Origin of the sequence: Mesorhizobium sp. WSM3864 (genome assembly GCF_002294955.1) — a bacterium.
GTDB lineage: Bacteria > Pseudomonadota > Alphaproteobacteria > Rhizobiales > Rhizobiaceae > Mesorhizobium.
In genome coordinates this window covers 110,984-124,276 of the sequence record NZ_NSGD01000009.1, presented here as the reverse complement: position 1 = coordinate 124,276, position 13,293 = coordinate 110,984, and the positions used below count along the sequence as shown (strand labels likewise).

The 13,293-nt window shown below is 66.6% G+C and carries 6 protein-coding genes; all 6 read left to right on the top strand.

Translation table 11 applies throughout. The annotated features are described in order from the left end of the window. The first annotated feature begins 129 nt into the window (after nucleotides 1-129). The 6 genes from ahcY (at nucleotide 130) to addA (ending at nucleotide 13,239) form a co-directional block, all read left to right on the top strand. Nucleotides 130-1,530 (top strand): adenosylhomocysteinase, encoded by a 1,401-nt coding sequence (gene ahcY / locus CK215_RS19550; RefSeq protein WP_095831878.1) that lies wholly within the window; start codon nucleotides 130-132, stop codon nucleotides 1,528-1,530. Nucleotides 1,531-1,718: 188 nt separating this feature from the next. After that, nucleotides 1,719-4,274: a PAS domain-containing sensor histidine kinase gene (locus CK215_RS19545; protein ID WP_095831931.1), complete on the top strand. Its 2,556-nt coding sequence runs from the start codon at nucleotides 1,719-1,721 to the stop codon at nucleotides 4,272-4,274. A 6-nt stretch (nucleotides 4,275-4,280) separates the two neighbouring features. Continuing rightward, nucleotides 4,281-5,792: a tRNA (adenosine(37)-N6)-threonylcarbamoyltransferase complex ATPase subunit type 1 TsaE gene (gene tsaE, locus CK215_RS19540; RefSeq protein ID WP_095831877.1), complete on the top strand. Its 1,512-nt coding sequence runs from the start codon at nucleotides 4,281-4,283 to the stop codon at nucleotides 5,790-5,792. Then, nucleotides 5,789-6,550: a nucleotidyltransferase family protein gene (locus CK215_RS19535; protein ID WP_095831876.1), complete on the top strand. Its 762-nt coding sequence runs from the start codon at nucleotides 5,789-5,791 to the stop codon at nucleotides 6,548-6,550. Before tsaE ends, CK215_RS19535 begins: the two co-directional genes overlap by 4 nt. Nucleotides 6,551-6,610: 60 nt before the next feature. Continuing rightward, nucleotides 6,611-9,730, top strand: a complete 3,120-nt coding sequence (gene addB / locus CK215_RS19530; protein ID WP_095831875.1) for a double-strand break repair protein AddB — start codon at nucleotides 6,611-6,613, stop codon at nucleotides 9,728-9,730. Then, nucleotides 9,727-13,239, top strand: a complete 3,513-nt coding sequence (gene addA, locus CK215_RS19525) for a double-strand break repair helicase AddA (protein ID WP_095831874.1) — start codon at nucleotides 9,727-9,729, stop codon at nucleotides 13,237-13,239. The genes addB and addA overlap by 4 nt, the downstream gene beginning before the upstream one ends. The last annotated feature ends 54 nt before the right edge of the window (nucleotides 13,240-13,293 follow it).

Genomic DNA, 13,293 nt, shown 5'->3' with positions numbered 1-13,293 from the left:
GAATAAAGATTTCTTTATATCCCATTGTCGTTTGGCAGCCGATCTGCTAGTCAGGCCGGCAATCCGCGCCCTCCATGCGCCGTCCCGGCGCCGGCGCGCTTTTGAAGACAATCACACCGGAGCACTGCCATGACGGGTAGCAAGGACTATGTGGTCGCCGACATTTCGCTTGCCGGCTGGGGCCGCAAGGAGATCGAGATCGCCGAAACCGAGATGCCGGGCCTGATAGCCTGCCGCGAGGAATTCGGCGACAAGAAGCCGCTCAAGGGCGCGCGCATCACCGGCTCGCTGCATATGACGATCCAGACCGCGGTGCTGATCGAGACGCTGAGAGCGCTGGGCGCAGATATACGCTGGGCCTCCTGCAACATCTTCTCCACCCAGGATCACGCCGCCGCGGCGATCGCCGAGGCCGGCATTCCTGTCTTCGCCATCAAGGGCGAGTCGCTACAGGACTACTGGGATTACACCGACCGGATCTTCCAGTGGGCCGACGGCGGCACGTCCAACATGATCCTCGACGACGGCGGCGACGCCACCATGTACATCCTGCTCGGCGCGCGCGCCGAGGCGGGTGAGGACGTGCTGTCCAGTCCCGGCAGCGAAGAGGAAGAGATCCTGTTCGCCCAGATCAAGAAGCGCATGAAGGCTTCGCCGGGCTTCTTCGCCAAGCAGAAGGAAGCGATCCGCGGCGTCACCGAGGAGACGACCACCGGCGTCAACCGCCTCTACCAGTTGCAGAAGAAAGGCCTGCTGCCCTTCCCGGCGATCAACGTCAACGACTCCGTCACCAAGTCGAAGTTCGACAACAAATACGGCTGCAAGGAATCGCTGGTCGACGGCATCCGCCGCGGCACCGACACGATGATGGCCGGCAAGGTCGCCGTGGTCTGCGGCTATGGCGACGTCGGCAAAGGCTCTTCGGCCTCGCTGCGCGGCGCCGGCGCTCGCGTCAAGGTGACCGAGGTCGACCCGATCTGCGCGCTGCAGGCGGCGATGGACGGCTACGAAGTCGTCACGCTGGAAGACGCAGCCCCCACCGCCGACATCGTCATCACCACCACCGGCAACAAGGACGTCGTCACGCTCGACCATATGCGGGCGATGAAGGACATGGTGATCGTTGGCAACATCGGCCACTTCGACAACGAGATCCAGGTGGCGTCTCTGCGCAACTTGAAATGGACCAACGTCAAGCCGCAGGTGGACATGATCACCTTCCCGGACGGCAAGCGGATGATTCTTCTGTCCGAGGGCCGCCTGCTCAACCTAGGCAACGCCACGGGCCATCCGAGCTTCGTCATGTCGGCTTCGTTTACCAACCAGGTGCTAGCTCAGATCGAGCTCTTCACCAAGCACGGCCAGTACCAGAACCAGGTCTATGTGCTGCCCAAGCATCTCGACGAGAAGGTGGCGCGGCTACATCTCGACAAGCTTGGCGCGCGCCTCACCGAGCTCTCTTCCGAGCAGGCGGCCTATATCGGCGTGACGCCGCAGGGCCCGTTCAAGCCTGAGCACTACCGCTATTAACCAAAACGAAAATATCTACAACATATTGAAGCCGGGTGTTGACTTTGCGCCCGGCTTCATTTTTTGCACCTGTGATTCTTCACGCCGATTCCGGCAGGCGTTATTGTTGTGATTCGCGGTCCGGGGACAGTTGGGCCGGGGACGCATTCAGGGCGGTCTTGCATTCAAGCGGCGAAGAGGACCAAGACATGCCGGGGGATAACCCGCCACGCGCGGGAAAGGCCGTTTCCGGCGGCCACGAGGATTCGATCACGACCGGCTCCGCCGCGGCGGGCGGAGCCCTCTCATGGCGCGCCGGCGCCCGTCTCGGCACGCTTCTTGCCGCCGCCACGTCTGCCGCCCCATTGCTTAGCGTTGCGGCGCATGCCGATACGGGCGTGGCCGCGGCGGTCAGCACGGTCGAAGTGATGCAACTTGCCATGTTTGCCGGCGTCATGGGGGCAGCCCTTGTCTCGGCCATCTTCCTGATCCGCGAGCGGGCACGGACGGCGTCGCAAAATGTCCAGCTCAGGGCGCGAATCGCCGACGTCAACGCGGCCCTGCAGCGCTCCGAGGCGCTGCTCAATTTGCGCGACCAGCGCGTCGTCGTGTGGAGTTCGGAGATCAAGAAACCGGAGCTGATCGGCAGCCTGCCGCTCGAAAGCGGCGCACCGGACGAGCGGTCCGCCTTCCTCGCTTTCGGCCGCTGGCTGATGCCGCGCTCCGCCGCGGCGCTCGAGAACGCCATAGCGGCGCTGCGCGACCAGGCGAAGACTTTCGACCTCGTCATCGAAACGCAGGCGGGCATGCCGCTGGAGGTGCATGGCCGCAAGAGCGCCGCGCATGTCCTGGTCCGCTTCATATCGCTGTCCGAAACGCTGCGCAGCCAGGCCCGGCTGAAGATCGAGAACCAGCGGCTCAGCGCCGACTACGATACCATGCTCGGCCTGCTCGACGCGCTGAAGATGCCGACATGGCTGCGGGCGGCCGACGGTCGGCTGAAATGGGTCAACCGCGCCTATGCCGAGGCTGTCGAAGCGGGAAGCGCGGAGGCCGCCGTGCGCGAGGCCAAGGAGTTCCTCGGCGGACAGGCGCGCGAGCAGATTGCCGAACAGCACAAGTCGCGCCCCGTCTTCGAGCAGACATTGTCGACGGTGATCGAGGGTGATCGCCACATGTTTTCGGTCACCGACTTTGCCAGCGCCGACGGCTCGGCGGGGCTCGCCTGCGACATCAGCGCGATCGAGACGATCCGCGCCGAATATGAGCGCACCGTGCGCAGCCATGCCGACACGCTCGACCAGCTCAACACGGCGGTGGCGATCTTCGATACCGACGAAAACCTGCGCTTTTTCAACCAGGCATTCCAGAAACTGTGGGGCCTGGACGGCGGCTTTCTGCACAGCGCCCCCTCCAACGCGCTGCTGCTCGACCGGCTGCGCAGCGAAGGCAAGATCGCCGAACAGCCGGAATGGCGGCGCTGGAAGGAGAACCTGCTCGGCGCCTATCGCGCCGTCGAATCGCAGGAGCATTGGTGGCACCTGCCGGACGGCAAGACGATCCGCGTGGTGGCCAACCCGCAGCCCAAGGGCGGCGTCACCTGGGTGTTCGAGAATCTGACCGAGAAGATGGACCTCGAAAGCCGCTATCAGACCGCCGTGCGTGTGCAAGGCGAGACGCTGGACAATCTGGCGGAGGGCGTGGCGGTGTTCGGCCCGGACGGACGGCTGCGCCTGTCCAACCCCGCCTTTATCGCGCTGTGGGGGCTGGCGCCGGACGCGATCAAGGCTAACGTGCATGTCTCGGCGATCCGCGATCTTTGCGACCAACGCGCGGCAGACAGTCCGTGGGGCGGCTTCGTCGCCGCCATCACCGGCTTCGACGACGAACGCCGCGACCGCCACGGCCAGGCGGAACTCGTCAACGGCACGGTGCTGAGCTATGCCGTGATCCACCTGCCCAACGGGCAAGTGATGATGACCTTTGTTGACGTCACCGACACCGTCAATGTCGAGCGGGCGCTGAAGGACAGGAACGAGGCGCTGGAGAAGTCAGACCAGTTGAAGAACGAGTTCGTGCAGCACGTCTCCTACGAACTGCGCTCGCCGCTGACCAACATCATCGGCTTCACCGAACTGCTGTCGCTGCCGACGACGGGACCGCTGACGCCGAAGCAGCGCGAATATCTCGAGCATGTCGGCTCGTCGTCCTCGGTGCTGCTCACCATCGTCAACGACATACTGGATCTTGCGACGGTCGATGCCGGCATCATGCAGCTCGACATTTCCGAGATGAGCATCGACAGGACGATCGCCGCGGCCGCCGAGCTGGTCGCCGACCGGCTGGAAGAGCATCAGATCAAGCTCAAGGTCGACGCTGCATCGGCGCCGAAGAGCTTCCACGGCGACGAGATCCGGGTCCGCCAGATCCTCTACAATCTGTTGAGCAATGCCGCGAATTATGCGCCAGCGGCGAGCACGATCACGCTCACTTGCCGTCAAATGGCCGACGGCGTCGAATTCTCGGTGCATGACGACGGGCCGGGCATGCCGCCGGACGTGCTGGAATCGGTCTTCCGACGCTTCGAGCCGCGCGCCAATGGCGGCCGCCGACGCGGCGCCGGGTTGGGACTGTCGATCGTCAAGAGCTTCGTCGAATTGCACGGCGGAACGGTGCGTATAGAGACCGGCGCCGACAAGGGCACGACCGTGATCTGCACCTTCCCGGAGACGCCCTCCGGCGGCATCCGCGAAGCGGCCGAGTAACGCGCTTTGGCAGAAACGGTGTTGGAACGATTTCTCGCCGACGAGGCGGCGACCGCAAGGCTTGGCGAAGACCTTGCCATGGCGCTGCGGGCTGGCGACGCGATTGCGCTGAAAGGCGATCTCGGCGCCGGCAAGTCGACGCTGGCCCGCGCGCTCATCCGGGCGCTCGCCGACGACGCCGGCCTCGAAGTGCCGAGCCCGACCTTCACGCTGGTGCAGAGCTACGAGACGCGGATACCCGTGCACCATTTCGACCTCTACCGCCTGTCCTCGCCGGACGAGCTCGACGAGCTCGGCCTCGACGACGCGCTGGCGCAGGGCGCGGCACTGATCGAATGGCCGGAACGGGCCCGCGACCAGCTGCCGGCAGATGCGCTCCAGGTCGAGCTTATCGAGCAGGGCGCGGGCCGATCGGCAAGGATTTCCGGACAGGGAGCCGCCTTCGAGCGCGCGGCGCGCTCGCTGGCGATGCGTGATTTCCTGGCCTCGGCCGGCTGGGGCGAAGCGAGCCGCCGTCATTTCGTCGGCGACGCGTCCGCCCGTTCGTACGAGATCGCCTCGCTTCCCGGCCGGGCGCCGCGGGTGCTGATGAACTCGCCGCGCCTGGTGCTCGGACCGCCGGTGCGCGACGGCAAGCCTTACGCCGTGATCGCTCACACCGCACAATCGGTCGCCGCCTTCGTCGCCATCGACCGGGCGCTTCTCGCCGCCGGCGTCAGCGTGCCGCTTATCCATGCGCAGGACCTCGATCAGGGCTTTCTGCTGCTCGAACATCTCGGCTCGGAAGGATTTTTGGGCGGCGACGGCCAGCCGATCGTCGAGCGCTATGAGGCAGCGGCGGAGCTGCTCGCCATGATGCATGGCAAGGCCTGGCCCGACCGCATGGAGGCCGCGCCGGGCGTGTACCACGACGTTCCGCCCTTTGACCGCGAGGCGATGCTGATCGAAGCGGACCTTCTGGTCGATTGGTATGTGCCGATGGTCACCGGCGAGCCGGCAAGCGATGCATTGCGGGCAGGCTACCACAAGGCATGGAACGCGGTGCTCGACCGGCTCGAGGGCCAGGAATACACGCTGATGCTGCGCGACTTCCATTCGCCCAACATCATCTGGCGGGCAGAGCGTTCCGGCCTCGATCGGCTCGGCATCATCGACGTGCAGGACGCGCTGATCGGCCCGGCGGCTTACGACGTCGCCTCTTTGGCCATGGATGCGCGTGTCACCGTCTCGACCGAGATCGAGCGGCGGACGGTCGAAGCCTATGTCGCAGCGCGGCGTTCGGCCGGCGCCTTCGACGAAGCCGGCTTCGCCGAGGCCTATGCGATCATGGCGGCGCAGCGCAATTCGAAGATCCTCGGCATCTTCGTGCGGCTCGAAAAGCGCGACGGCAAGCCCTACTATCTGAAGCACCTGCCGCGCATCCGCGACTATCTGAGGCGGGCGCTGGCGCATCCGGCGCTTGCCGGCCTGAAGGAATTTTACATGGCCCACGGCCTGCTCGAGGAGCGCTCGCCATGAAGCCGAAGACCGCGATGGTGCTTGCGGCCGGTCTCGGCAAGCGCATGCGGCCGATCACCGACACGATGCCGAAGCCGCTGGTGACGATCGCCGGCAAGACCTTGCTCGACTGGGGGTTGGACAGCCTGGAAGCCGCCGGCGTCGCCAGCGCCGTCGTCAACGTTCACTACCTGCCGGAGCAGATCATCGCCCATGTCGCCGGGCGCCGGGCGCCGAAGGTCGTCATTTCCGACGAGCGCGCGGGCCTGCTGGACTCGGCCGGCGGCATCGTCAAGGCGCTGCCGCTCTTGGGGAGCGAGCCCTTCTACATCATCAATGCCGATACGTTCTGGATCGACAGCGGCGAGCCCAGCCTCGAGCGCCTCGCCCTTGCATGGGACGCCGCCAGAATGGATATTCTGCTGATGCTCACCGATCTCGACTCAGCGATCGGACACTGCGTCGGCACCGATTTCCTCGTGGCGCCGGACGGCGCGCTGCGCCGTTCCAAAGGCGACCCTGCCGGCTTGATCTATGCCGGTGCCGCGATCATCCATCCGCGCATCTTCAAGGATGCGCCCGAAGGCCCGCATTCGCTCAACGCCTATTTCGACAAGGCAATCGCCGCCGGCCGCCTGTTCGGCATGAAGATGAGAGGCCGCTGGATCACCGTCGGGACGCCGGACGCCATTCCGGCGGCCGAAGCGGCGGTCACCGGCGCGCCCGCGACCGCATCGGCCCAAAAATCGGGTCCGATTTTTGGAAAGCACGATGCGTAGACTCAAAGAGCTAGATCGTCGTTTGTGCGCCCAAACGGGCGCACAAAGATCTAATGCGGTATGAGCGGCTCGCGCCGCGTCTTTTCCATCCCGTCCGGAGCGCCGTTCCTGCCGACGCTGGCGGAGGCGTTGCTCGAAGGCCGCCTGATCCCAACCTTCCGCTTCGACGGCGAGCCGCTGGCGCTGGCTGACGCGACCATCTATGTGCCGACGCGGCGCGCGGCGCGCGCCCTGCGCGGCGCCTTCGTCGACATGCTCGGCAGACGCTCGGCCATCTTGCCAACGGTGCGGCCGCTCGGCGAGTTCGACGAGGACGAGGCCGCCTTTGACGCCGAGGCGGCACCGGCAATAGACCTCGCACCGCCGATCGCCGCGCAGGAAAGGCTGCTGTTGCTGGCGCCGCTGGTGCGCGCCTGGAAGGAAAGCCTGCCGGCGCACGTCAGGGCGCGCTTCAACGAGGAGTTCGTCGTGCCGACCTCGGCCGCCGACGCCATTTGGCTTTCGCGCGACCTTGCCCGGCTGATGGACGAGATCGAGACCGAGGGGACGGATTGGGCGAAGCTCGCCACGCTGGTCACCGGCAACCTTGCGGGCTGGTGGCAGGTGACGCTCGATTTCCTCGGCATCGTCACCGACAACTGGCCGGAGTTGCTCAAAGAGCGTGACCGCTCCAATCCGGCCGCGCACCGCAGCGCGCTGATCCGGCTGGAAGCGGCGCGGCTGAAGCGCAGTCCGCCGACCGGACCGGTGATCGCCGCCGGTTCGACCGGCTCCATTCCAGCCACGGCCGAGTTGCTTGCCGTGATCGCCGGCTTGCCGAACGGCGCCGTCGTGCTGCCCGGGCTCGACCGTGAGCTCGACGACGCGTCCTTCGCGGCGATAACCGCGCCCGGCGCGCGGCCGGCAACACTTGGTCACCCACAATACGGCCTCGCCAAGCTGATCGGCAGCATTGGCATTGAGCGCCGCGATGTCGAGGAGATCGGCGCTGCGTCAAGACCGCTTGCATTACGCGCCGCCCTTGTCGGCGAGGCGCTGCGGCCGGCCGAGACCACCGAGCTTTGGACGGAGTCGCGGCCGCGTTTCCCGGTCAGCGATGTCGAGCAGGCGCTGGCCGGCGTGACGCTGGTCGAGGCTGCCAATGAGCGCGACGAGGCGGCAGCGATTGCCATTGCGCTAAAGCGCGCAGTGGAAACGCCGGGCAAGCGCGCGGCGCTCGTCACCGGCGACCGCGCCCTAGCGCGACGCGTCTCGGCCGAGTTGCTGCGCTTCGGCGTCGTCGCCGACGATTCCGGAGGCACGCCGCTAGCCAACACGCCGGCCGCCAGCCTGCTCAGACTGGCGCTAGGCGCAGCATTCCGGCCAGGCGATCCGGGGGGTCTATTGTCGCTGCTCAAGCATCCGTTGCTTGGCCTCGGTCTCGAACGCCAGAGCGTGCGCAAGGCTGCCGAGCTGATCGAGCTGGTGGCGCTGCGCGGCGGCACCGGCCGGCCGGACGTCGCTTCCCTCGACGCGCTTTTCGAGACGCGGCTCGCGGGCCTTGGCGGCGACAGCCGTCAGCCCTTCTGGTTCCAGCGCCTCACGGTACGCGGCATCGAACAGGCGCGGGGCGTGCTCAATCGCCTCACCGATGCGCTATCCCCGCTCACTGCGATGCGCGGCGAGAAGGATGCCGATATCGCGACATTGACGCGGGCGAGCGTCGTGGCGTTAGAAGGTCTCGGCCGCGCGGCCGATGACAGCCTGACCAGCCTCTATGCCGGCGACGCCGGCGAGAAGCTGGCCGAGCTTCTGCGCGGGCTGGTTGCCGTGTCATCGCCGTTTATGATCGGTGCGGGCGAATGGCCCGACGTGATGGAGGCGCTGATCGCGCCGGAAACGGTCAAGCCGGCGCAAGGCACCGACCGCAACATCGCCATCTGGGGAGCGCTGGAAGCTCGCCTGCAAAGCGTCGACACGCTGGTCATCGGCGGCCTCAATGAAGGGGTCTGGCCGCGCAAGCCCGAGAGCGACCGGTTCATGTCGCGGCTGATGAAGACCGGCATCGATCTCGAGCCGCCGGAGCGGCGCATCGGCCTTGCCGCGCATGATTTCCAGATTGCGATTGGTACTGAAACGGTGGTGCTGACGCGCTCGGCCCGATCCGGCGACGCGCCCGCGGTGCCGTCGCGCTGGCTGCAGCGCATCCTCACCTTCATCGGCAAGGACCAGGCGACGGCAGTTCGCCGGCGCGGCGACGCGCTGCTTGCCTGGGCGCGCGCGCTCGATGCCGGCGACAGGAAGGATTTCGCGTCCCGCCCACAGCCGAAGCCGCCGCTGCACCTGCGGCCACAGCATTTCTCGGTCACCGAGATCGAGACGCTGCGCCGCGACCCCTATGCGATCTATGCCAGGCGGATTCTCGGCCTGATGCCGCTCGACCCGGTGATCCGCGACCCCGGTGCTGCCGAACGCGGCACGCTGTTCCACGAAATCCTGCATTTGTTTTCGCGAAGGGTGGAAGATCCGAGGGCGCCGGGCGCGCTGGCAGCCCTCATCGAGGCCGGTCGCGCGTGCTTTGCCGACGCGGCACTTCCGCCCGATATCGAGGCGGTGTGGTGGCCGCGCTTCGAAAAGCTCGCGGAAAACATCATCGAATGGGAGCATACCCGCGCCGACGCCGTCGCCCGGCGCTATGCCGAGGAACGCGCCGAAAAGACCGTTGTCGGCCGCACCGGCATCACGCTTTCGGGCTATGCCGACCGGGTCGACCTTCTCGCAGGTGGCATGGCCGACATCCTCGACTACAAGACCGGTTCCTCGCCTTCGAAGGCGCAGGCGCATACGCTTCTGTCGCCGCAGCTGGCACTCGAGGGCGCGCTTCTTCGGCGAGGCGCCTTCAAGGAGCTCGGCATCTGCGAGCCCTCGCAGCTTGCCTTCGTGCGGCTGAAGCCGAACGGTGAGGTGTTCGAGGAATCGATCCTCGAATACAACCGCAAGCCGAAGACCGCCAACGAGCTTGCCGAGGAAGCGTGGGCGCGGCTGGAAAGGCTGCTCTTCCACTATGCTGACCCGACCACCGGCTATCTGTCACGCGCGCTGCCGTTCCGCGAAGGCGAGGCCGATGGCGACTACGACCATCTGGCGCGCGTGCTGGAATGGTCGGCCGGCGGCGCAAGCGAGGACGAGGCGGAAGGATGAGATATCCGATCCCCTCCGACACCGCCGCCAGCCAGGCGCGCGCTTCCGATCCGCAAAATTCCGCCTGGGTCTCGGCCAATGCCGGCTCGGGCAAGACCCATGTGCTGGCGCAACGCGTCATCCGGCTTCTGCTCAACGGCACCGATCCGTCGAAGATCCTGTGCCTGACCTACACGCGCGCCGCCGCCGCCAACATGTCGAACCGCGTGTTCTCGACGTTGTCGGAGTGGACGGCGCTTCCAGACGCCGAGCTTGCGACACGGATCGCGGCGCTCGACGGGCGGGCGGCCGACCGCGATACGATGCGGCGCGCGCGCCGATTGTTTGCCGAGGCGCTGGAAACGCCGGGTGGCCTGAAAATTCAGACCATCCACGCCTTCTGCGAATCGGTGCTGCATCAGTTCCCGCTGGAAGCCAACATCCCGGCGCATTTCGACATGCTCGACCCGCAGATGGAGGCCTCGCTTTTCGCGGATGCGCGCCGCGACATGATCTCGGGTGGTGGCGCCGGTGTCGAAGGCCTGGCGGAAGCCTTTGCCAGGGTGCTGGAGCGCGGCGGCGAATTCGGGCTCGACATGCTGCTCTCCGAGATCGTCGGCAAGCGCGACGAACTGCGCGCCTTTATCGAAAAGCTGGGCAAGGACCGGGACTTCCGGCCGCTGTTCGCCGAATTCGGCTTCAACCCCGGCCAGACGGCAGCCGGCATTGCCGCTTCGGTCTGGCCGCTGCCGGGCTTTGCGCCGAGCCAGTTCGCTGAATTCGGGCGCGCCGCCGAAGCCGCCGACGCGCGGCAGGTGCTGAACAACGTGCTGCCCTATGCGCAGACCGCTTTTGCCGAAGCCGATTCGATCAGGCGACTGCGACTGCTCGCCAAGGCATTTCTGCGCTCCGATGGCGACCCTTACGATCCACCGAAGATCTTCAAGAAAGCGCTGGTCGACAGGCTGCCCGACCTGCCCGAGCGCTATCTCGCGGCGGCCAGGGCGATCCTCGATGTATCGGACCGGCTGGCGCTGTTCCGCATGCTCGAAGGTACGGCCGCCGCGCTCACCGTCGCCGGCTGGCTGATCGCCCGCTACGAGCAGTTGAAGCGAAGCCGCGGTTTCCTCGACTTCAACGATTTGATCACCCGCACGGTAAGCCTGCTGTCGCGGCCCGATGCCGGGCCGTGGGTGCAGTTCAAGCTCGACCAGGGCATCGACCATATCCTGCTCGACGAGGCGCAGGACACCAGTCCCGACCAGTGGGAGGTGGTGAAGAAGCTGACGGAAGAGTTCTTCGCCGGGCTCGGCCAGCGCGAGACGGTGCGGCGCACGGTTTTCGCCGTCGGCGACGAGAAACAGTCGATCTACTCCTTCCAAGGCGCAGCGCCCGATTCCTTTGCCGAAAGCCGGCTTTTGTTTGCCGGGCGGGTGCGCGACGCGGAGGCTTCGTTTGCCGACCTGAAGCTCACCTGGTCGTTCCGCTCGAGCGACGACGTGCTTGCCGCCGTCGACCGCGTCTTCGCCGAGCCAGGCGTGCGGCGCGGCATCAGCCACGATCCCGATCCGCTCAGCCACAAGGCGATCCGCATCGATGCGCCGGGCTATGTCGAGGTGTGGCCCTCGATCGGCGCCGAAATGGTCGAAGAGCCCGACGACTGGACCTTGCCGGTCAACCACGCCAGCGCGCCCGCCGTGCGGGTGGCCGAACATGTGGCAACGACGATCCAGAACTGGCTGCGCAACGGCGAGGCCATCGAAGGCAAGGGCCGCAAGATGACCGCCGGCGACATCCTGGTGCTGGTGCGCAAGCGCGATCGCTTCGTGCACGCGCTGTCGCGCAGCCTCAAGAACCGGCAGATCCCGGTCGCCGGCGCCGACAGGCTGAGCCTTCCCGGCCATATCGCCGTGCAGGACCTGATCGCGCTCGGCCATTTTTTGATTCAGCCGGAGGACGACCTGTCCCTGGCCGCCGTGCTGCGCAGCCCGATCTTCGAGGTTTCCGAGGAGACGTTGCTCACGCTCGCCGGCGAGCGGCCAAAGGGCCAGTCGCTGATGGCATCACTCCGGCAGCATGCCGGCGGAGACGAGGTCTTGGCCGCCGTTGTTAGCCGGCTCGATGGCTGGGCGACTGAGGTGGCGTTCAAGCCGGTGTTTGAATTCTATGCCGCCGCGCTTTCGCGTGACGACCTGCGCCGCAAGATGACGGCCCGGCTCGGGCCGGAAGCCGGCGACATCCTCGACGAGTTCCTGAGTTTCTGCCTGGCTGAGGAACGTACCGGCCTGCCGGGGCTGGAATCCTTCCTCTCGACGCTGGAAAACAGCGGGCCGGAGATCAAGCGCGAGATGGACCAGACCCGCAACGAGGTGCGCGTCATGACCGTGCACGCCGCCAAGGGCCTGGAGGCGCCGGTCGTCTTCCTGGTCGACGGCGGCTCGGCGCCGTTCAGCGACCAGCACCTGCCGCGGCTGATGGCCTTCGAAAGCTCGGGCGCTGATTGGAAGGGCAAGGGCTATCTCTGGCGCTCGGCGAGTGACGTCGCCAACGGCGTTTCGAAAGCGGCCTCGGCGCGGGCGCGCGCGCTTGCCGACGACGAATACCGGCGGCTGCTCTATGTCGGCATGACGCGCGCCGAGGACCGGCTGATCGTCTGCGGCTATCACGGCAAGCGCGCGCCGAGCACCGGCACCTGGCATTCGATTGTCAGCCGGGCACTGCTGTGTGCGCCGGAAAGCGCTGAGCGGCGGCATCCGGCGACACCCGACGTGGCGGTGCATCGCTTCCATATGACCAAGCTGCCGCCGATGGCGCTCAATCAGGCTGAGGAGACGATACCGTTCGATCATGCCGCGCCGCTGCCGGACGGCCTGTTCCGGCCGCTCCCGCCCTATGAGGACTTGCCGCGGCCGCTCTCGCCTTCAGGCGCCTCGGCGCTGATCGACGAAGCGACGGAAAGCTTGCCCGACACGCGCTCGCCGGTGCTCGATGCGGAAACCGAACCCGGCTTTGCGGTGATGCGCGGGCTTGCACTGCACAAATTGCTGCAGATGCTGCCCGGCATCGCCGAGGACGAGAGGCGGAGCGCGGCCGAACGCTATCTGGCGCGCGCCGGCGCCGACTGGCCGGCCGAAGAGCGCGACACCGCGCTGGAAGCCGTGCTTTCCATCCTGTTCGACAGAAGCTTCGGGGCGCTGTTCTCGCCGTCCTCGCGGGCGGAAGTCGCCATCATGGGCAGCCTGGAGGTGAAGGGCAGGCTGCGCTCCATCTCCGGCAAGATCGACAGGCTGGCCGTCACTGCGGAAACGGTCTCGATCGTCGACTACAAGACCAACCGGCCGGCGCCGGCCAGCCTGGCCGAAGTGCCGCCGGCCTATGTCCTGCAGCTTGCGCTCTACCGCGCGCTGCTTCAGCCGCTCTATCCGGGCCGCACGGTGACGGCCGCGCTGCTGTTCACCGAGGCGCCGCGCCTGATCGAGCTGCCGGCAGCGGCCATGGACGGTGCCCTTGCCCGACTCACGGGAGCGTGACACAAGAACTGCTTGAACATCGCCACCACAGCCACCACATTTGGTGCAACCCGA